The 20,882-nt window shown below is 60.1% G+C and carries 19 protein-coding genes, 1 pseudogene and 1 CRISPR repeat array (1 of these 21 running past the window's edge); all 20 genes and pseudogenes read left to right on the top strand.

Annotation, left to right across the window (positions count from 1 at the left end; translation table 11 throughout):
• Positions 1 to 936 precede the first annotated feature (936 nt).
• The 20 genes and pseudogenes from ACSJJT_RS06400 to ACSJJT_RS06305 all read left to right on the top strand — a co-directional run bounded on the left by ACSJJT_RS06400 (position 937) and on the right by ACSJJT_RS06305 (position 20,576).
• On the top strand, positions 937 to 1,236 hold the full coding sequence (locus ACSJJT_RS06400; protein WP_435917499.1) for a hypothetical protein: 300 nt from the start codon (positions 937 to 939) through the stop codon (positions 1,234 to 1,236).
• Positions 1,237 to 1,365: 129 nt separating this feature from the next.
• Entirely contained in the window at positions 1,366 to 1,587 is a 222-nt protein-coding gene (locus tag ACSJJT_RS06395) for an SRPBCC family protein (protein WP_435917498.1), read from the top strand.
• A gap of 53 nt (positions 1,588 to 1,640) precedes the next feature.
• Entirely contained in the window at positions 1,641 to 2,177 is a 537-nt protein-coding gene (locus tag ACSJJT_RS06390) for a cupin domain-containing protein (protein WP_435917497.1), read from the top strand.
• A gap of 1 nt (position 2,178) precedes the next feature.
• Positions 2,179 to 3,021, top strand: coding sequence for a cyclase family protein (locus ACSJJT_RS06385; protein WP_435917496.1), 843 nt, complete (start codon positions 2,179 to 2,181; stop codon positions 3,019 to 3,021).
• Entirely contained in the window at positions 3,018 to 4,400 is a 1,383-nt protein-coding gene (locus tag ACSJJT_RS06380) for a B12-binding domain-containing radical SAM protein (protein WP_435917495.1), read from the top strand. Before ACSJJT_RS06385 ends, ACSJJT_RS06380 begins: the two co-directional genes overlap by 4 nt.
• Positions 4,401 to 4,402: 2 nt before the next feature.
• A complete protein-coding gene (gene hemW / locus ACSJJT_RS06375; protein WP_316087843.1) occupies positions 4,403 to 5,776 on the top strand; it encodes a radical SAM family heme chaperone HemW in 1,374 nt (457 codons plus the stop codon).
• 29 nt (positions 5,777 to 5,805) lie between these two features.
• Entirely contained in the window at positions 5,806 to 7,176 is a 1,371-nt protein-coding gene (hemW, locus tag ACSJJT_RS06370; protein ID WP_435917494.1) for a radical SAM family heme chaperone HemW, read from the top strand.
• Positions 7,173 to 8,327, top strand: coding sequence for a flavodoxin family protein (locus ACSJJT_RS06365; RefSeq protein WP_435917492.1), 1,155 nt, complete (start codon positions 7,173 to 7,175; stop codon positions 8,325 to 8,327). Before hemW (ACSJJT_RS06370) ends, ACSJJT_RS06365 begins: the two co-directional genes overlap by 4 nt.
• The gene (locus ACSJJT_RS06360) at positions 8,324 to 9,100 is read left to right on the top strand and encodes an alpha/beta fold hydrolase (protein ID WP_435917490.1); all 777 of its coding nucleotides are present in this window, start codon (positions 8,324 to 8,326) and stop codon (positions 9,098 to 9,100) included. The genes ACSJJT_RS06365 and ACSJJT_RS06360 overlap by 4 nt, the downstream gene beginning before the upstream one ends.
• On the top strand, positions 9,097 to 10,311 hold the full coding sequence (locus ACSJJT_RS06355) for an MFS transporter (protein ID WP_316087839.1): 1,215 nt from the start codon (positions 9,097 to 9,099) through the stop codon (positions 10,309 to 10,311). The genes ACSJJT_RS06360 and ACSJJT_RS06355 overlap by 4 nt, the downstream gene beginning before the upstream one ends.
• Positions 10,308 to 11,036 carry a hypothetical protein gene (locus ACSJJT_RS06350; RefSeq protein WP_316087837.1) on the top strand — a complete coding sequence of 243 codons (729 nt, stop codon included), beginning with the start codon at positions 10,308 to 10,310 and terminating at the stop codon, positions 11,034 to 11,036. Before ACSJJT_RS06355 ends, ACSJJT_RS06350 begins: the two co-directional genes overlap by 4 nt.
• Positions 11,017 to 12,084 (top strand): LLM class flavin-dependent oxidoreductase, encoded by a 1,068-nt coding sequence (locus ACSJJT_RS06345; protein WP_316087836.1) that lies wholly within the window; start codon positions 11,017 to 11,019, stop codon positions 12,082 to 12,084. Before ACSJJT_RS06350 ends, ACSJJT_RS06345 begins: the two co-directional genes overlap by 20 nt.
• Positions 12,074 to 13,219, top strand: a complete 1,146-nt coding sequence (locus tag ACSJJT_RS06340) for an alpha/beta hydrolase family protein (RefSeq protein WP_435917488.1) — start codon at positions 12,074 to 12,076, stop codon at positions 13,217 to 13,219. Before ACSJJT_RS06345 ends, ACSJJT_RS06340 begins: the two co-directional genes overlap by 11 nt.
• Entirely contained in the window at positions 13,216 to 14,250 is a 1,035-nt protein-coding gene (locus ACSJJT_RS06335) for a methyltransferase (protein ID WP_435917487.1), read from the top strand. The genes ACSJJT_RS06340 and ACSJJT_RS06335 overlap by 4 nt, the downstream gene beginning before the upstream one ends.
• Positions 14,247 to 15,521, top strand: a complete 1,275-nt coding sequence (locus ACSJJT_RS06330; protein ID WP_435917486.1) for a beta-ketoacyl-[acyl-carrier-protein] synthase family protein — start codon at positions 14,247 to 14,249, stop codon at positions 15,519 to 15,521. The genes ACSJJT_RS06335 and ACSJJT_RS06330 overlap by 4 nt, the downstream gene beginning before the upstream one ends.
• The gene (locus ACSJJT_RS06325) at positions 15,518 to 16,735 is read left to right on the top strand and encodes a beta-ketoacyl synthase N-terminal-like domain-containing protein (RefSeq protein ID WP_435917485.1); all 1,218 of its coding nucleotides are present in this window, start codon (positions 15,518 to 15,520) and stop codon (positions 16,733 to 16,735) included. The genes ACSJJT_RS06330 and ACSJJT_RS06325 overlap by 4 nt, the downstream gene beginning before the upstream one ends.
• Positions 16,736 to 16,740: 5 nt before the next feature.
• Positions 16,741 to 16,998: a hypothetical protein gene (locus tag ACSJJT_RS06320; protein ID WP_435917483.1), complete on the top strand. Its 258-nt coding sequence runs from the start codon at positions 16,741 to 16,743 to the stop codon at positions 16,996 to 16,998.
• Positions 16,982 to 17,722 carry a 4'-phosphopantetheinyl transferase superfamily protein gene (locus tag ACSJJT_RS06315; RefSeq protein ID WP_435917482.1) on the top strand — a complete coding sequence of 247 codons (741 nt, stop codon included), beginning with the start codon at positions 16,982 to 16,984 and terminating at the stop codon, positions 17,720 to 17,722. The genes ACSJJT_RS06320 and ACSJJT_RS06315 overlap by 17 nt, the downstream gene beginning before the upstream one ends.
• A 46-nt stretch (positions 17,723 to 17,768) precedes the next feature.
• Positions 17,769 to 18,172: pseudogene (locus tag ACSJJT_RS06310) on the top strand (transposase); the annotation flags it as partial.
• Positions 18,173 to 20,126: 1,954 nt separating this feature from the next.
• Positions 20,127 to 20,576, top strand: a complete 450-nt coding sequence (locus tag ACSJJT_RS06305; RefSeq protein ID WP_435917481.1) for a sugar phosphate nucleotidyltransferase — start codon at positions 20,127 to 20,129, stop codon at positions 20,574 to 20,576.
• 64 nt (positions 20,577 to 20,640) lie between these two features.
• A CRISPR array of direct repeats spans positions 20,641 to 20,882; the repeat unit is 28 nt; unit sequence GGATCACCCCCGCGTAGGCGGGGAAGAC; it runs 701 nt beyond the window's last position.

The following is a 20,882-nucleotide window of genomic DNA, read 5'->3' as shown; positions in this document are numbered from 1 at the left end:
CGCTGATCGTGACGTATCCGGCGGGTAGATCATCCATCCTTTGCGCCGGGTCTCAATGCAGGGGCACCTTGCTCAGATTCCAGTTGCTTGAACAGTTTCTTGAGCGACTTTTGGTACTCGTTTCCCACGTCCTCACCTCCTCTGTTGAGGTGTGTAACCACCACAACACAAAACCCTTCCCCGTGACAATGGTTTGGTAGTTGTGGGTCCCTTCGTCGCCGGTGTCATGATCGCCTTGCCTGGGGGCGCCTCGGGCTAGATGGTGAGGGCCTGCCGCGCACTTGTCCTCTGCTGTATCTGTCCTACGCCGGCTCCACGAGACCGGGGGACACGTGTGATTGACCACGCTCTGACCTGGAACCTGGCACAGTGATTGAGGTGGAAGAGCAAGAGGCCCCTTGCTCGTTGGGGGCTGTCGTGAAACGTCTTTTAGGGATGCGGTCTACTGCACGCACTGCGCTTGTGGCTATCTCTGTGCTGGGGACAATTCCCGTTGTAGCTGCACCGCCGGCTTCAGCCTCAGCCCCGGTGCCTTGGTGCAACGGCAAATCTCAAAACACTGTGGTGAAGAACTATTACAGAGGAAACTCGTCGCGAACGTTGCGCTGCGGTACGAGTAGGTGGGGGTTTCATCACATCACCCATTGGTGGAGTAGTTCGTTTGACGCGCGAGTCGCTCTGACTATTTCTCGGGGCGAAAGCGTGAAGGACCTGCGGCAGGACGGTGGAATTCAGATCTTCGCACTGTTCGACAGCCGGTGTAAAGAGAAGTTTCGCGTTATCTACAACGGCGGTCCGCTGCATGGGACGGGCGTTAGACCCCAGGGAGTTATTACGGCTTACGCGGTTTCTGGGAACGTTGCGACGATGTCTGCTCCAAGCCTTATGAAAGCTTCATATCGCACTAATTGCCCCGTGAACCAGAATATCTAACTTATGGATCTATCGGTAGTTTTAACGGATCTCAACACTTTGCTTGAAGCGCTGACCAGTTTCGATGGGCTTGTGATTGTGCGGACGCTGGAGTGGCCCAACACCGAGACGCTCAAGATTCAGTATGAGACGCTGCGGAGTAAACGTTTAGAGACACTCTGTCTAAGTCTCCCTGAAGCTCGCGGAAGTGTGGACGCGATGCGCAGCTATCTGCCGACAATTGCGGCAAGTGTGATCGAATATCGCGACTTGGGTAATTCGGCATTCCACGGTCAACTGCTGTACTTGGTGAAAGGAGGGTGACGCACGTCGAAGTGAACGCACGATTTCGAAAGTGAATTCGTGACTAATTAACAGTGTACTTATCCCCCGGTAACCCGAAACCTGCATACAGTTTCAACTAACAGGTAGAGCGATCGATCGGCGGGCGACATGGCGGCATTCGTTGAAAACTCCATTATCGTTGAGGCATCTCTTCCGTTCGTGTGGAGGGTGGCGAACGACGTCGAACGCTGGCCGCAACTGTTCACCGAGTACGAATCAGTCGAGGTACTTGAGCGGGATGCCGTCGGGGTTACCTTTCGACTGACGACCGTCCCGAACGAGTCTGGCGAGCGCTACTCATGGGTGTCGCGGCGAGAGAGTCCGACATAGCCTCGAACTCGGTCAGAGCCCGCCGAATCAGCGAGGATGGCCCCTTTGATCAGATGGTGTTGCTGTGGCGCTATGAATCCTTGGATTTTGACCGCACGATCATGACGTGGCGCCAAGACTTTGTTGTGAGTCCCGAGGCTCCGTTCAGCGAACTGGATGCAGTGGCCTTCCTGAATCAGGGGACTCGTGAGCAGATGCGAAGCGTGGCGCAAGGTATCGAACAGCTGCGTCGCGAGCCCATCAACTGGGACCAAGGACACAAGTCGCCTGTCTTTGGCGACTGCCTGACCATGCTCATTACCCCACCCAGCCGGGGCAGTTCCACCTCCGCGAGTGGTCTGCTGAGGCTGGATCCGGGACAGGGCATCCCGCGGCACAAGCACGACTTCTCCGAAGAGCACCTGCTGGTGACGTCGGGAACAGCGACCATCACGTTGGGTGAGGAGAGTTTCGAGGTGGGGGAGGGCGCGGGCGTGCTCGTGCCCAGGGGAGTTGCGCACGCAGTGATGGCGACTGATGAGACGTGCCACTTGGCCTTGTTCATGGCGCCGTTGGCGCCTCGCCCAGATCTCGGTCACGAGGTTCTTTGAGATGGTCAGGCTACTGGGTGTCGAGGTGGCCGTGATTGACCTCAGTCAGTCGGTGCCAGCTGCTGAGAACGACCCGGGGTTCCGCGGACGAGAGAACTGGCTCCCGGAGAAGGGGCCCGAGCAACTAGAGAAGAACTACTTCAACAGTCCGCTGGTTCCGGAAGAGGTGAGGCTCCGGGGACGCGAGTCCCCTTGGAGCATCTCGCGAGATGCCTTTCCCGATGGGCGTTTCCTGACTAATGAGTGGTTCACCATCAGCACCCACTTTGGGACCCACGTGGACGCTCCCTTTCACTACGGCTCGGCGAACGGCACTCAAGTCGCCGACCTTCCGCTGGAAGGCCTGATGGGACCAGCGGTTGTGTTGCGGCCCCGCGCGGACGATGATCGCATCACGGCGGGGGCTATGGCGGCTGCCGTGTGTTCTCATGGCGACGGCCTGCCACGGATCGCGCTCATCGAGACCGATCCGCGACATGCGCCAGATGAAGGCCCCGGGTACTTCACCGAGCATGCTGGCCTCACCCGAGGCGCGCTCCAGGTCCTACTCGACGCAGGTGTCGAAGTCATCGGGACAGATGGTGCCAGCCTCGACCGGCCCAGCGCCGTGATGATTCGTGAGTTTCTTGCCACCGGAGATCGCTCCGTCATGTGGCCCTGCCACTTGGCCGGACGTGAACATCCCTTCCAACAGGTTGAGCGCTTGGCCAATCTCGACCAGCTGCCCTCGGGGCAGCCCTTCACTTTTCTGGCGCTTCCGATCAAGTTGAACGCGTCGGGCGCCGTCTGGTGCAGGGCAGTCGCGCTCGTCTCTCAAGGCGTTTTGGGGACGGCGACACCATGACCACCGGCTTGCTGATCTCCCTGAACCGGGCGCGGCGGCCGAGTCCCGTTGTGCCAGTTGGCGTCGGTTACCTGCAGCAGGCATTGGAAGAAAACGGCCATCCCACTCAGCTGTTGGACTTGTGCTTCGTTGAAGACGGTTTGATCACGGATCGCGTCCTGGAAGCTGCCCGCTCGCGCCAGCCGCAGCTGATTGGAATATCGATACGAAACGTCGACAATGAGACCCTGCTTCGATATAACTCGATGCTTGACCTCGCTCGGCACGTGGCCGACACACTGCGGTGCGAGTGCCCCAACGCGGTAATCGTCCTAGGAGGCGCAGCCTTCTCCCTCCTTTCGCAAGAGTTCATGAACTCTGTAAGCAGCGCCGATCTTGGCATCACAGGCGAAGGAGAGCAGAGCATCGTCGACATAGCCGAGATGCTAGAGGCCGGGAAGACACGAGAACAGGTCATCGCCGGCACGATCGTGAGCCAGGGGCGAAGGCACTTCGAGGGGCGCGCCGCGGCAGCACACGTGCCAACCTGTTTCTCTCCTGACCCGCAGTATTTCGCTCGCCGCGAGATTCACCCAGGCTACGGCGTTCAAACCAAGCGCGGCTGCCCCCTGCACTGTGTGTACTGCGGCGTGCCTGATGTCGAGGGGAATCGCTTTCGGCTGCGGGATCCGCGAGCAGTGGTGGACGAGATCGCACTCATCCACGATCGCCTTGGCGTGGACAGGATCTTCTTTACCGACAGCGTGTTCAACATTCCCCGGACTCACGCGATGAGCATCTGTCGAGAGCTCATCGCTCGGGAAATGGCAATCGACTGGATGGCATATGGGTACCCCGTAGGTCTCGGTGATGTTGAGGCCAACCTGATGCGGAAGTCGGGTTGCAGCATCCTCAACTTCGGATCGGATGCTGGCACTGACGGAATGCTGAGAAATATGGGAAAGATCTTTTCGCCCGAGCAGATTGTTAGCAGTTCTCTTGCGGTTCGCAGAGCTGGGATCCATGTCATTCAATCACTGCTTTTGGGCGGGCCTGGAGAAACGGTGAATTCTGTGCGTGAGACTCTCGATGTAATGGCGAGAGCTGAGCCAAATGTGTTAACTATCGCGTTTGGGATCCGGCTCTACCCGAAGACACCTCTGTGGCGGAATCTGATTCTTGATTATCCAGAATTGAAGCCGAATGACGATGAGGTTCTGCGTCCGATATTTTCGCTATCGAAGGCCTTGGGCCGTCAAGAGTGCGCTGACATCGCCGATCTAATTGAGAAATTTATAAGACAGTATCCGGAGATTCAAGTAAAGCCGACGTTCGCTCTGGATAGCCTGCGTAATTCGGGTGCGTCAGTGCCTGACAATGCCGTCTTGGTGAGGAATTAATAATGATTGACCTGGTCCATCTTCCCTACCCCTCGCGCGACAAGCGCCCCGTCATCTGCTATCCAATGCCGACCGACAAGCTGGTCGATCAGGAGCAGAGTCTGACTGACATGGGGCTGGATTCCAGCGCCACGAACCTGAGGCCTCGCGCAATGTACATCCACATCCCCTTCTGTGAGCACCTGTGTGGCTTCTGCCCGTTTGTGAAGTACTCGGCAGACGAGGGCCGTATCGAGTCCTACGTCCAGGACCTTGTACGTGAGATCAAGTTCTACGGGGACACCGAGATGCTGCGCTCCGGCGGGGAAGTTGGGTCCATCTACTTCGGCGGCGGTACGGGAAGCATCCTCACTCCTCGCCAAGTAGACCTTGCGTTGGACGCCGTGCGCACTCACCATCGCACAGCCTCGGACATCGAGATCACGCTCGAGTCGAGCCCGATTACGGTGGACTCGGACAAGCTGAAAGCGGTGGCTCAATCCGGTGTCAATCGGATCAGTTTCGGCGTTCAGACGCTTGACGCCGACTTGAGCCGGGACATTGACGTGGCGCAGGACGCGACCAAGTCCATCGCTGCCATTCAAGATGCGCAGCGCGCTGGCATTGACAACGTCAGCATCGATCTGATGTACAACCTGCCTGGTCAGAGCGACGAAGTCCTGCGCGAGGACGTTCGCCGGAGTTCGGAACTCGGCGTCGGGCAGGTGACCTTATTCCCGTTGGCCGTTGTCCCGGGTACCAAGCTCTCTCGCGATATCAACGCGGGGTTGCTATCCACTGTGGGGTCCACACGGCGTGAAGTCGAGCTCGCACTAGTTGCCAAAGAAGCTCTTGAGAACGCCGGCTACTACCAGCGCTCGGTCCCAGACTTCGCCCGACCCGGCAATCGTTACCGGCATTCCGAGATCCATTTCCAAGAGCTCGGCGATCTAATCGGGCTGGGAGCGGGCGCTGTTGGCTCCATCAACGGGTACGTGTACGTAAATGTGGCTGAGCTGAAGCGTTACGCGTCGCTGGCTGGCCAAGGACCTGCTTGCAACACCGGAGTCCGTGCCAGCCAAGACGAGCGACTACGTGGCGCGTTGGTGATGGGACTGCGGCTGCTTCGTACGAAGAACGATCTGTTCCGGGCCGAGGACGAAGCCGGCCGCAACCCCCGCGAGGTGTTTCCCGAGATCCTGGAGGATCTGGAGGAGCGTGGACTCATCGAATCGGACGACGACGAAGTCAGACTCACTGAGACAGGAGCCATGTTCGGGTATGACGTCGCCAAGGAGTTCTATTCGGAAGAGATCCGAGAGCAAGGTCAGCGTCTCGCTGAGCGCCTGTCCCGCTTGAAGGACGTCGAATCTCCCCTGCGCCCCGAGCACCCCTGACGGGGCTTAAATCATCCCAGGAGACAACCATGACCATCACACCTCCCTTTGGCCACCGTGAACGCGTCTGCGTGTCGCACTACCCACTTCCCGAAACCCCGCCCGAGCCTGGGGAAGCCCCTGAGCTGATGCGGCTGAACGAGCGCAGCTCCGGTCTGGCGGCGATGTACATGCACATCCCTTTCTGTGACGTGATCTGCAACTTTTGCCCATTCAACAAACGGATCACGGACGACGCCAAGCTCACTGCCTACTTGGACACGCTCAAGAGGGAGATTGACCTGTACGCCGCCACTCCGCGAATCCAATCGCTGACATTCGGATCGCTCGCGGTCGGTGGCGGGACGCCCAGTGCTCTGAGCGCTGAGCAATTGGCCGACATCCTGCGCTATACGCAAGGCAAGTTGAACTTCACGGACAGTGCGGAGATCTCCATCGAAGGTAACCCGTCGAACTTCACCGAGGACAAGCTGCTAGCGGCGGTCGAGGCCGGTTGCAACCGCGTCAGCTTCGGAGTGCAGTCTTTCGACGACGGCTACACCGAGATGCTTGATGTGCCCCACACGGCCGCCGACTCGCTGCGCGCCTATGACGATGCCCGAGCCGCCGGTCTCGATAACGTCGGTCTCGACCTGATCTACAACCTGCCCGGTCAGAGCCTTGATCAATGGCTCGAAGACCTCGATACGGCCATCAAAGTTGGATACGACCACATCACGCTGTTCAGCTTGGTCATCCCTCCGTTCACTCGGCTACATTCCCTGATCACTGCTGAAAAGGTCGCAATGCCGGGCGATCATGCACTTGAGCTGCAGATGTATCTCGCTGCGACTGAGCGTCTGGTGAGCGCCGGTTACGAGCAGTACTCCGTTTACGACTTCTGCCTGCCGGGAAAGATCAACGATCACGCCGAGCTCTACTTTCACCGGCAAACCGAAATGCTTGGTGTGGGTGCCGCCGCCTTCGGCTACCTGGGCGGATACATGTACGTGAATCAGGGCAATCTCACTGACTACGACGCCAGCCTGGGGCGAGGCGACCAGCCTGTCCTCATCGGCTCCTCAGCGGACACCTACGAGGAGATGTGCGGCGTGATGGCCAAGGGTCTACGACTGTTCAGCGTCGACAGAGCTTACTTCCGCCAGAGGTTTGACCAGGACCCGGTAGATGTGTTCGGCGAGACAATTCGTGACCTCGTAGGCTGCGGTCTCATGGAGGTGTCTGACACCGAGATTTGCCTCACACGAGAGGGCCAGTTCTGGGGCAACAACATCTGCCGTGAGTTCTTCTCGCCGCACTTCAAGGAAATCGAGGAAATCCCCCGCGAGGTGCTTGCCCGAGGGCGACTGTCCAAGTCCGGCAAGGCCTTCGTCAGCCTTGAGAAAGGACGTCACGTATGACCGAGCGCACCAAACGGGTACTCGGGATCAGCGGGTCGCCGAAGACATCTGGAATCAGCGCTTCAGGATTCCTCTGCCAAGAGGCGCTCGATGGCGCTGCCGAGTTGGGTTGCGAAACCAAGATGGTTCGGCTTGTCGACTTCAACATCTTTGAATGCGACGGCTGCGGGGATTGCATGAACAGGACTCCGTGCCACCTGTTTCGCGAGCCCGACGACCAGTACATTCAGATCTTCAAGTGGGTCAAGTGGGCCGACGCGTTTGTCTTTGCCAGCCCTGTCTACGCGTTCGGGCTGCCCTCCACGTGGAAGCGCTGGCTGGACCGTTGTGAGCCGGTCAACTCCTCTAAGATGGATTACGAGCACTACAACGCCGAGGTTGCTGCCGACGTCAAGGGCCGAGAGTTCATGGGAAAGGTGGCCGCCCAGATCGTTACGTCAGGCGGCATTGGCCAGGAATACGCCTTGGCCCAGCTCATGCCGCTGTGGACTGATGTGAAGCTGTCTGTCGTCGCTAGCGTGGGCCTCAGCCTCATCGAGTTCGACGAGCAACCCGGGATCAAGGAGTCGCCCTGGGGCCGAGGCGTGGAGGAGGCAGAGTTCGCTCGAACCATTGCTCGCTCCGTCGGCCGTCGTCTCGCGAGCACTATTGGCTTCTCGACCTTCAACCTGCGTGGCGTGTCACCAAAGATCGACCGAGATGACCGCGAGCGAATCGCGCAACAGCTCGCCTTCTTAGAAGCGACACCGCAGCTCGCTGCCCAAGGCTGGGATCCAGCTTCCTCCCAGGTACTGGTCTACTCCGGGTCCAACAACCGGGACCGGGCCATTGCCAGAGTGCGGGACCTTCAGCGGCTAGGCAGCTCGCTGCCGGTAGTTCTCTGCGCGGGGGTGGAGCGGCTTCCTCCCTTCGTGGATCGGGGCAACGTGGCCAACAACATCGCCGCTGCCGCACCCGAAGGGAGGGCAGTTATCGATTGGAATGAAGCCCTTGGTGAGGCTCTGGGTCTGTCAGCAAATATCGAGCCCGTTTGTCTGCTGCTTGACGTCGATGGAGTTCTGGCCGTGAGCTACTCCGGAACCCAAACGGTGGCAGAGATAAGCAGAGACCTCATAGAACGAGCTAACGAGATGGGAGTACCAGTCTCATGAACGATCGCGTCGCCATTACGCCCCTGCCAGACGGGGGCAGGCTGTTCAGCCGAGTGTCGGGCCCCGAAAATCGGGAGCCTGTCCTGTTTCTGCATGGCAATCGGGACAATCACAGTCACTGGTGCGAGGTGGTGGATGCTCTGCCTGGCACACAGGCGTGGTGTGTTGATTTTCGTGCACATGGGTTGTCATCCAAGGAGGACGTGCCATTCACCACGGAGTCCTGTGTGCAGGACATTGAGAGCCTGGTCGAGGATCAGGGCTGGAGTCGATACTCCATCGTTGGACACTCGCTCGGATCCGTGGTGGCCATGGTCCTCGCCTTGAGGAACCCGGCGAACGTGAGTCGACTGGTGCTGATGGGGTCGTCGGCCAAGTTCCACATGAAGTGGAAGCGTCCAGAGGTGGCCCGTGAAAACTACCGATCGGTCATTGAGGAGTCGAACAGGCGCGCCGGCGAGGCATTCTTGGCTGGGCTCAGCGACGATGTCAAAGAACGAGTGCTCCTCAGCTGGTCGTGGATCCCATTCGAGAATCACCTCCGCCTTATCCAGATCCAGCACCCAGATCTCAGATCCCGGCTGGAAGGAATCAGCTGCCCTACTTTGGTCATCGGGGGTGGCCTGGACCGCAGCACACCTCCCGAAGATGGCGAGGAGATTGCCAGGAAACTCCTGCTAGGCGAGTTTCGGTTGATGCCAGAGGTCGGCCACTTCCCGCATCTCGAGGCGCCCGCCGAGGTCGCTGACATCTTGCGTGGGTGGCTGGCATGAGATCGACGGGGAAGGCCAAGAGCGAAGCTTGTGTCGGCGGAACCCTGCCGATCCTGTTCGCGGCGGTGTTTGTCATGTGGGCGACCATGATGTCAGTCTTCCCAGCGCTGCCGATGATTGCCCGAGACTACGCCATGTCGGCGTCGCAATTGGGGTCACTGTTCGGGGTGTCGTCGCTACTGATGACGTTGATGGCTCCGGGCATCGGGGTCTTGGCCGACCGCGTCGGCCGCAAATGGCTGATCACGCTGGGCCTGCTGTTCGCCGCGATGAGCGTCGCGGTGGGGGCACTGTCGGCTGCCGCGCTGTTGGGTGGATGGATCGCGTTCGGCGTGGCGCGTGGCATGTTCTTGTCACCAACCTTCACCGTCCCGGCGGACATTTGCCCTCCCTCGGAACGGGGTAAGGCGATCGGCACGCTTTCCGCCGCGATCGGCTTGGGATCGGTGACGGGCTATGTGCTGGGTGGCTTTGGTGCCTCCGCATTCGGATGGCGGGCAGTTCTGGTGACTGATGCCGCGCTCCTGGTAATCGCTGGGTTGCTGTGCGCTGTCAGGCTACGCGAGACCCGGCCCGAGCAGGCTGCGTCAAGCTTGCACGAGGTCATGTCTGACACCAAGAGGTGGCTGTCGGGACGCACCCTGCTCGTCAGCGGGCTCGTGGCAATGCTGGCGTTCACGGTGGGAATCGCGAGCAGCTTCGCAGTGCCATTCGAACTGACCACGTTGGGAGCAAGCGCCCAGCTCGTTGCCATCGCGTTCATCCCGTATGAGGTCGTCTCCGCTGTATCCAGCATACTGCTTGGGAGGCTGGGAGACTTGCGAGGTCGTCGTCGTGCCCTGTTGCTGGCTGTCGCGCTGGTATTGGCGGCGCTCATCGCCCTTGCACTGCTGCCGGCCTCGCTTTGGAGCGTCCTCACGCTGTACTCGCTGGTGGGTATCGCTGAAGGGCCGATCATCGGTCTGTGCAGTGCCATGGTCACAGACGAAGTCATGAGGATCGACTTCCGTCGCATTGGCGCCGCGCTTGGAGCGCAGCGCCTGCTCAGCGGTCTCGGAGCATTCTTGGGGCCAGTGCTCGGTGGCATTCTGATCGCACGCACTACTTCCTCGCAGGCCCGGTTCGGGTGGCTCGCCGCGGGGACGGGCGCTGCCATGCTGCTGGCGCTGCTTCTCAAGGAGACCAACGTGGAAGCGGGAAGCTCGAAATGATCGATGCTGTCTCTGATCTTCGCGGCATCACAAGCCGCTCTGAGTCATTCCCACAGATGCGCCGCGAAGTAACAAGGTGGCGCGCCTCGAGATCCGCCGAAGATCTTATCGTCGTGTCACAGTTAGTTCTTGACACCTCGGTCGGCGGCGCTGAGAACGAGCGATTCACGATGGCCGGTGCGCTCCTGCTGTCCACGGCCCTGGGACATGATGATGCCCGCCAACTTCTCATTGATGGCTACGCCAAGATCGATAACTGGCGGGTGCAGGAGTGTGTGGCCAAGGCCATGGACGAGTACGCCTCATTCGAGGGGTGGGACAGTTCTCTCGCCTGGATTCAAGATTGCGTGAACCACCCAACGCCGAACGTGCGTCGGGCAGCGGTGGAGGGGCCACGAGTTTGGACATCGCGGCCACCGTTCAAAGGGCCTGGGGGTGCCGGCGCGGCGCTCGCCGTATTCGAAGATCGCCGCAATGACGACAGCACCTACGTTCGCAAGTCGGTCGGCAACGCGATGCGAGACATCGGGAAGAAGAGTCCAGCCGAGCTTGTTGATCGGTTTTCTGTCTGGTCTCGAGCCGGAGATGTGCATCCGGAGGTGACAAGGCTAGCGCTGCGCCAGCTGAAGGAGTCAGGAAACGAGACCGCGATCGAAATTCTCAACTCACTCAAGAACTCAACTCTCTCACGAAAGAGAAAGAACGATGAAGACGGATCTTTTTGAGCTGGCGACGGGGGATGGCCGGGCAGGGGGAGCGGCTCTGGACCTGTTCGAGCGGGCGCGGCGGATCGCCGTCCTGGCAGACCAGAGCGCGTTTCAATGCATGTGGCTGGCAGAGCACCACTTCCAGCCGCACGGCGGCGTGCAGTCCCGCCCCCAGCTGCTGATCGCTGACTTGGCGGCCAGAACCGAGAGGCTACAGTTCGGTGTCGGCATCTTCCAGGTGCCGTTCCATCCGGCCATCTCCACGGCGGAGGACATCTCCACGCTGTCGAATCTGGCGCCTGGGCGGTTCCGCCGAGGCTACGGCCGGGCGTTCTTCCGAAACGAGCACAGTGCCTTCGGGGCTCGCATGGACACCAGCATGGTCTGCTTCCGAGATCGGGTACTGCTGATCGAGCAGCTGCTTGAGGATGAGTCGGTCACCCACGACAGCGAGTGGGACCGATTCGATGACGTGACCCTTTTGCCCCGACCCGACAGCTTCGCCGCGCCAGCGCCGTGGATCGCTGCCGTGACAAGTCCGGAGTCGTTCCAATGGGCCGGAGAGCAGGGGTTCAACCTCATGGTGAATCCGCTGCTGTCGGCTGATCTCGACTCCCTCAAGGAGATGGTCGATATCTACCGGGCTGCGCGCGGCCCGGAGGGGGAGATCATGGTCAACACGCACGTGCATGTCGCCGACAGTCGGCAGGCTTCGCTGAATCAAGCGGGTCCCGCGCTTGAGGAATATGTGCGTGAGACGCGGACACAGGGTGCCAAAGCGAATGCCGAGCACTTGAAGGGAACACCGCCCAAGGACTTCGCGGGCTACCCCGCCTTGGCGTCTCGTTGGGACGACTTCACGGTCGAAGGGGCATTGGATCGGGGCGTCATCGCGTTCGGGTCGCCCGACGAGGTGACGAACAAACTTACAGCGCTGGGTGAGGCTCTGGGGGCGTCGTCGGTTGCCGCTATGTTCGATTTCGGTCAGGAGTTCAGCGCCGTCGAGCGATCGGTGACGCTCTACGCGCAGCACTGCCTGGCTGCGGTTGAAGCTCATGCCGCGTAGCTTTCCCCTGCCGTTCCGCGCAGCCCTGCGAGTGCTGACCGCATTGCGCGTTCTGGGGTTGCGTTCGGACGAACCGCTCGTCCCTCGGCTGGGCATGTTCAAAATCCCAGCCGGGGAGGCGATGTGGATCCTCGGCAGGATCCGAAGTCCCGAACAGTGGGTGCACGTTTGGGAGCAGGAGAGCCGGAAGCTGCTGGGTGAGGTGCGGGCCGCTACAGTGCCGGATGAGTTGCGCGCGTCCGGACTCCGTCAGGCTGCGAGCATGTTGCGCGTGGCAGAGTATATGGCCACAGACGACGATCAGAGGCGTGATCTGTGGCAGCAGATCCTGGAGATCAACGCTGCCGCCCGTCGCGTTGACCGCTTCCAGTGGGCGCGGCTCGAGGTGCCTGTGGGACAAGCGTCGTGCCCGATCGACGTGTGTCTTCCAAAGCCAGGCAGTGAGCCGGCGCCACTCGTTCTGACTCTGGGTGGGGTCGATGCGGCGAAAGAGGAGTTCATCGAACTGGCGCGGCTGTATGCATCGCTTGGTTGGGCATCAGCTGCTGTGGATCTTCCCGGACAAGGCGAGGCCCGACGCTGTAGGGGACTGACATGGCAGACAGATCCTGTCGCGGTGCTCCCTCGCGTGATTGATGCGTTAGAGACACTGCCGTCGGTCCGGAGCGGCAGCGTCGCCGTGGTTGGAGGAAGCTTGGGAGGATTCTTCGCCGCCGGATTGGCGATGTCCGATCCGCGGGTCACAGCATTGGCCACACTCTGCTCGCCAGCGAAACCACTGGCGGTCTTTACCAGCGCACCCCGACCGATTCCCGAAACCATGATGTACAACCTCGGTGTGCCAACTCGGCGTGCTGCGATCCAGGAACTGCGCGGCTGGAACTTGCCGCTGCGCTTAACTTTCACCGGGCCGCATTTCGCTCTCACATCAGGAGACGACTCGACTTCTCCGCTCCGGGCGCAGCAAGCGCTGGTCGATGCGGTGAAGTCACCCTTGCTCACTCGGGCGCATTACCCCCGCGGAGACCACATGTGTTTCCGCTTTCAGACGAGCTGGGAGCTGCGTTTGCGCAGATGGCTCAGCGATGTCACCTCAACAGCCCACATCACCTCTCAGCAAGGAGAGACACCATGACAGTCGATGCACACACCAATGCAATGAAGCTCTTCGGATTCGCGCAGGGCTTTCAGAAGACCCAAGCGCTGTACACTTTCACTCGACTTGGGCTGGCCGAGGCGCTCGATCAGCCCCGTTCACTTGAAGAAGTGGCTGACCACTGTCAGCTGGAGCCCAGCGCAACCCGCCGGCTGCTGTATCTCGCCGAGGCGATGGGCTTGGTCGCCAAGAACTCTGACCAGTTCACCACGACCTCCCTGGGCGCCATGCTACGCATGAACCACCCCCAATCCTTCGCCCGCAGGGCGCTGTTCTTCGGGGAACCCTTTACATGGGGGGCTTGGGGCAAGCTGTCCGACTGCCTGCGCACTGGGGCGACTGGCTACGAGCTTGCATTCGGGGCAAATGCCTGGGAAATCCGCGCCGAGCATCCTGACACGGCCGAAGTCTTCAATGCTGTGATGCAGGAGATCACGCAACAAGTCGCCCCCCTGATCGCGATGAACTTTCCCTTCCCCGCCGGCAGCGACGTTCTCGACATCGGCGGCGGCACGGGCGAACTGATCCGCGCAATCCTCCATCAACACAGCGACATGACGGGCACCCTCATGGACCTCCCCGAGGTGATCGAGGAAGCCAAGAGCCGCAAAAGCAGTGCCGACATCGAACAGCGACTCACCTACTTCGCAGGAGATATCTTCGAATCCATCCCGGCTGGGCATGGCCTACTCTTGCTGGCACGCGTGCTGCACGACTGGACGGATCAGCAGTGCATCACCCTGCTCCACAAGGTTGTCCAGGCCATGAGCCCCGACAGCCGCTTGCTCGTCTTGGAGCGCGTAATCCAACCTGACCGGCCAGCCGACCCCATCATTGCGATGTCGGACATGACCATGCTTGTAGGAACCGGCGGGCACGAACGCACGCTCCAAGAGTTTCAAGCGCTGGGCCATGCTGCAGGGCTCCACTTGCATCAAGTCTGGGACCTGCCATCAGCCCAAGCGATCATGGAGTACACGCTGCCCAATGAAGGACCGGACAAGCCGTGAGCTTCACAATGGACCCCACCGTGGACGTGGCGGTTACTGGCATCGGTATCACCGCCCCGGGCGGCGGTGACCGGGAGTCCTTCTGGACGGCGGTTCGTAACGGGGTGGTTTCGACCGGCCCACTCACCGCGTTCGATTGTTCACAGTTTGGCTCGCAGGTAGCTGCGCAGATCGCCGATGAGCACATTGACGCCGACATCGACCCCAGCCTCGACCGCATGATCCGCCTTGCGCTCACCGCCACGCGAGAAGCTCAGACCGATGCCAGCCGCGGAGGTGACAGCACCCCATCGGAAATGGTCGCGGTTTGTGTCGGGACGGCGGTGGGCAACTCAGAGTCCCTCGAGTCGGACTACGTTCGCCTCAGCCGCTCTGGACATACATGGGACATTTCCCCGCTCGGAGCTCCCACCCGGCTGCAGCGCATGCTGTTTCCCTCGGCGGTCGCCGCCGAGGTCGCGCGCGAAGTTTCTGCTCGTGGACCAGCACTCACGGTCTCTACTGGTTGCACATCCGGAATCGACGCTCTCATCAATGCCGCGGGACTCATCCGCTCGGGTCGCGCCAGGGTCGTCGTCGCGGGCGCCGCCGACGCTCCCGTTACCCCAATCTCCGCAGCCTGTTTCGACACTATTCGCGCAACGACGCGGCGTAATGACAGCCCCGAGACGGCTTCACGCCCCTTCGACAAGACCCGCGACGGGTTCGTCCTAGCTGAGGGGGCTGCGATGCTCGTTCTGGAAGACGGGCGTCACGCGCGCGACAGAGGTGCTCGAATCTACGGATACCTCAACGGCAGCGGACGCAAGGCCAACGCTTATCACATGACCGGTCTCAAACCTGACGGAATTGAAATGGCCGCCGCCTTCCGGCGCGCCATGGCCCAAGCTGGTGTTGGTCCGGCTGACATCGATTATGTCAATGCCCACGGATCCGGCACGGCGCAGAATGATCGCCACGAGACAGCCGCGATCAAGTTGGCTCTGGGCTCGCACGCCCAGCACGTGCCCGTGAGCTCCATTAAATCCATGATCGGCCATTCGTTGGGAGCAATCGGCTCGATCGAGGCGGCGACTTGTTTACTCGCCATTCGTGACTCGTTCGTGCCGCCCACAGCGAACTTGCTCAACCCCGACCCGCAGCTCGATCTTGACTACGTGCCAGTTCGCGGCCGAAGTCAGCGACTGCGCAACATCGTCACGCTGGCGAGCGGGTTCGGCGGCTTCCAAAGCGCATTGGTGATTGGCAATGGCCCGAAGGAGACGGCATGAACATCGCAGTGACAGGGAGAGGGCTGCTGACGTCGCTGGGGATCGGTCTGGCGGCAAGCATGGACTCCCTTCGATCGGGTCGATGTGGCATTGAGCTTGACGAGAACGCTCCAGCAGGGGCGATCGCTTGTACAGGCCGCATCCACGGATTCGACCCTGCGGAGTACGTGCCGCCCCGGATCCGTGTCCAAACCGACCGATGGACGCACCTGGGGCTGGCAGTCGCCGCCGAAGCCCTCCATGAGGCTCGCTTGGACCAACCCGATCCGATTGCCGCCGAACGTATTGGCGTCATGACGGCGGTGGGTTCCGGGGGCAATGAGTTCGGCCAACATGAGCTGCAGAAGTTGCATTCGCGAGGCCCTGCGAATGTTGGGCCATACCAATCCATCGCATGGTTTTCCGCGGCACTCACCGGCCAGATGTCCATTCAGTTCGGACTCAAGGGGCCCTGTGGTGTGGTCGCGGCGCAGGAGGCGGGCGGCATCGAAGCCATCGCCGCCGCCGCAGGAACCATCGCGTCGGGAGAAGCTGATCAGATTGTCATCTCAAGCGCTGAGGCGCAGCTCAACCCGTACGCTCTGGCATGTCTTCAATCTCAGCAAGGCTTCTCTGCGGAAAGAGACCCGAGCACCGCATTCCAACCCTTTACCACACGCGCTGCCGGATTGGTGCCCGCCGAGGGTGCGTCGGCGCTCGTGCTGGAGGATGAAGATAGCGCGCGTCGACGTGGAGTTCCCGTATTGGCCTTCGTTGCTGGCTTCGGCTCCTCTTTCAGCCTTCCGTCTGACCCGCGGCAGGATGCGATCCTTGCGAGTATTCACAGCGCGCTGAACGTGGCTGGCCTCAGTATTGACGATATCGACTTGGTTATTCCCAACGCCGTCGCGGACCCGGCACTGGACTTAGCTGAAGTTGCTGCTTTGCGCACCCTTTTCGGGGACCGGCAACCGCCGGTTCTGTTGGCCAAGACAGCTTGGGGCGGTCTTTGCTCAGCATCTGCCGTGGCCGACGCGAACGTGGCCATCCATGTCCAAGAATGCGGTTGCGACTTATGCGTCCCAATAGCGGCCGACAAGTGTCTGTCTGGCCTCGACATCATCACGAGCGCCAGGCCCTTACTGAAGCCGCGCCAGACACTCATCCTGGCCGCGGGATTCGATGGCGCCCGCGCCGCCCTCATCCTCCAGGCCACCCACAACAACGGAAGGTAACAACTATGAACATCATCACTCCCGGAGAGAAGGAAGACCTCTGCAACAGCATCGAGAGGCTCTCCGGAGTCAACCCAGCCGAGTTCGGCGATGACTGGATCAACACACGATTCAGCGAGATGGATGTCGACTCGCTCGCCGTCATGGGAGTAGCCAGCGAGCTGCTGACAGCCCGCGGGGCTGCCGAGCGGGAAGTGTTCCCCCAAGATATGCCCACCCCGCGCGCGCTGCTTGACTTGGTTCGGAATGCCCCTCAGCAGTGAAGCAGGTTCGTCGCAGCTTGTTCTCGTTGCTAGTCGGCTGCTTCTGACGCGCCGAGGTCGCGCTGCCCGGCTAGCCGAAAGCGCCTTGGGCCGGCGGCTCGCGACTGTGGCACTGAGCCGGCTCGGGTCGAGCGAACCGGTATCAGGCGATCGGGGAGAGCGGCCGACGTGGCCCTGCAGGACCCGCGGAAGCATCAGCCACAACCAAGCGGGGCTCTGCGTGGCTGTTGTTTCCGGTTCCAACGGGCCCGAATTGGTCGGTGTGGATGTGGAAGAGACGAGCCGGCTGGAGCACGTTGCCACTGAGATGTTTACGGACAGCATCGAAAGAGAGCAGCTGCGCTGTTTGGCGCGAGAAACAGGCGACGATCCGGTGCGATGTAAGGCGAGAATGTTTACGGCTAAAGAGGCGACGTGGAAAGCGTTGACTAGCGCTCAAAGCGCGGAACATGTTGCGGTCACGCTCAACCAAGGTGGTGGCTTCACCGGCCAAAGTGGAGGCCAGCATGTCGAGGGCGTTACCGTTGACCTCGACGGGGAGACCTTGGCCCTCGCGAGTGGCGGTGACCACGTTGAGCCAGCGACATCGCGGCGGTGGCAACGTGTACTGGCGTTGTGGCGATACGTTGCCCCCTACCCGTTTGTGGACGAGATCACTCTGCCGTACGACGGTCTGCCCCAAGCGACAGGTGATCACCACTCACATTGCTCACCTGATTCATAATTCGTTGCGGCCGGCCCCGCCGACGGTGCGCTTGCGGTGCACGCTGTCCTTGTGGTCCGCGGTCAAGGCCATGGTTCACTCGGTGTACGACCAGCCCGACGCTGTCTCGGTTCCCGCGCTGACCTACGTAGCTGAAAAACTCCCCGCTGCCGCAGACCACCTGGACGCCGCCCGCCGACCTGCTGGCCTTCACCGCCTTCCCCAAGGACGTGTGGGTCCAGATCTGGTCCAACAACCCCAACGAGCGTCTCAACAAGGAAATCCGCCGACGCACCGACTCTGTAGGAGTCTTCCCCAACCGCGACGCAATCCCCCCGTCTCGTGAGAGCCGTCCTAGCCGAACATACCGACGAGTGGGCCGAAGGACTCCGCTACCTCAGCCTCGACGAAGACCACGGCCCCAGAACGACTCCACGCGCCCCTGGCTCTTGGGTCCTCAGCTGGCTTTGAGGGTTTGTTGGGTGATTTCACGGGTGAGGGCTTGACCGAGGAGGCTGCTCGAGCAAGCGTACGATCCCAGCCTAAAAAGGTTCGGCTCTGCGGGCAAAGCACAGATCCAGATGCCAAGTATGAACTGACGCTACATGACCTCCAGCGTCTCTGGGGTATCCAGACGGCTGACTCGGCGCTCGTCGGCTACCTCGTTTTTGTTGAGCGAGGGGCGGCGAAGTTTGAGACTGTTACACCGAAAGGGGCCGCGGATCTTCTTTGTAATGAAGTGCTCCACCCTGAGCCCAAGGAAGGATTTCTTCTTGCAGATGGGATTTTGGAACGTTCGGCTGCGCCCCGGGAGGCACAGCATTTAGTGAATACTATTCCGGCGTACCGGCTGTCCTGGAGTCCTGGGGATCTCAGCTCGATTGAAAAGCTTCGACGAGCTATCGAGATGACTTCATAAGCGCCCGACAGAAAACGGTTTGGGTGGCCGGGAACACCGTCCAAACTCTTTACCCAAACAGAGATTCATGGTGGGCATATTATGTTGTATGGATGGTCCAGATGGAGTGTTTTGATCAACGCGCTCTCGCCTCATTGCCGCTAGCGAGGAACGTTTAGAACTCGTCTGCGAACGACTACGCGGAACAGATGTCGCCCGGGAGTCTGACCCGGCGCAAATTGAAGCCGTAAGATTGCGTGAGTGCCTCATCCGGACCATGAGGCTACGATCGAATCGATACTCGTGGAGATTGTCGGGTCCACAGTCCGACACATGGGGAGGGGCTGTGGCTCATTTGTTACGCCGCCTGGAGCAAAATTGTAGGCGAAGGACAGGAGGTTGTGCGCCTCAGACAGTTGCGAAAGCAGCTGTGCGGCTCAAGAGCGTTATTGAGGATGGCGAATTTCCAGAGCCTGAGTATTCGTGCCTTAGCCACGGTGACGTTCACCCCGCTAATGTGGGAACACGCCGAACGACAGGGGAGATGTAGCTTTTCGATTTCGATCAAGCCGGTTGGCGGGATCCGATATTTGATCTGGCGAAGATCTATCTCAACGATTGGCACATTAGCTTCGACAGGAATCATCAGCTTGCGATAGGGTTATCACGCGCATTGAATCTGACCGAGCAACAGTTCAAGAGGCGTCTTCTCTACTCAATGGCAATTGAATGCACGTGGAGATTAGCTTACCATGTGCAACACAGCACAGAAAATGTCGCCGATCGACTGGATTTCCTGGAGAAAGTAGAATGGGCATGAAGTCAAAGGGTATTCGAGTTCGGGCGGCTGGAATAATACGGACATCAGAGGGGATTCTAGTACAGCGCAAACTTGGTGACGAGGTATGGGCCGTCCCTGGGGCAGGGTTGAAATAGGCGAGAGGGCTGCAGAAGCGCTGGCGTGTGAGTTTGACGAGGAGTTTTCGCTACAGTTAGTGGTAAGGGAAAGATTGGAAGTGCTTGAGAACTTCTTCAGTCACGGCGGATTTGAGTTCCATTCCATAGAATTCTACTATCGCGTTACCCCCGCCGTTTCGCCGATCGAACATATCTTCGCACAAGAAAGCGACTTGGAAATCGCATTTTAGACACCGGGCGGCGGGCTTGAGGTTCGGCCTATCCAGTGCGTCGAGTTGCTCCACCGGGAATGGTGAGAGTGAGCGCAGAGAAGGAGAGCCAATTTTGTGACACCTCTCCGCTCGCCATTATTACAGCTGCTGGAAAGGGGCTACGGAGTCGAGGTATCGTTCCCGGGGTGGAACAGAAGGTTCTCTTCCCTCTGGACGGATCAAGGGGAGACCCCGCTAGGACGTGCAATTAGCCTTTTTGCCAGCGCCGGTGTGCAGGTTTGCGCCGTAAGCGGCGGGGGTGGCATCGAAGAGACGTGCGCGCAGCTTGGGATCAGACACGTGGTGGCGCCTCCTACTGGTGAAGCCGTTGCTGTATGGACGGCGGTAGCTCATTCAAATGCGTCACATTTTTGTTCTTTCCGGGGATAATGTCCTCAAAGGTGAAGAACTAGACTGCGCGATCAGGCTCAGTCTGGATTGCAGGTTCGCAGTCGGCGTGGCACCGTCGGACGACTCCCCTGAAAGAGCGTTTGTTTGGGTACAGGGAGCTGGCGAGACTGGTTTGCCTGCGGTAGCACGTCTTGTTGAGCGGCCGAGCCGTGCGGATGGAGGGTTGATCAAGTTGGGCTTCTACTCATTCAAGCGGCCAGTGTACCGCCGCGCCCTTGAAGCGGTGGGCGGAAATACTTGCGGCGAAATTACCATGACAGATGTGATGTTGATGGCCATGGCGCAGGGGATAGAGATTAGCGCTCTGCCGTTCAGTGGATTCTTCGACGTTGGAACCGAGTCCGGGTATAAGGCATGCCGGTCAGAACTTAGCGTGAGTGAATCATGGTGGTACTAATTCTGGAAGGGCTTCCCGGGGCGGGGAAGACTGTCAATCCTGTGTGCCCGTTTGCGCAGAATGTGGCTCACCCCCGCGTAGGCGGGGAAGACAGGTTGGCCTCGTGGAGGTCTGCCCCGGCCAGGGGATCACCCCCGCGTAGGCGGGGAAGACGTATTTTTTGCGCTTCTCCTCGTTTTTGGCTCGGGATCACCCCCGCGTAGGCGGGGAAGACTCAGGATCGACGGTGCAGACGTATCCCTGGCGGGGATCACCCCCGCGTAGGCGGGGAAGACATGATATATGGTCCGGTATGGTGATTGTTTT

The organism is Cutibacterium nasicola (assembly GCF_051303185.1).
Lineage (GTDB): Bacteria > Actinomycetota > Actinomycetes > Propionibacteriales > Propionibacteriaceae > Cutibacterium.
Note: the sequence above shows the minus strand (reverse complement) of the source record. Positions and strands in the feature narration are given on the sequence as shown.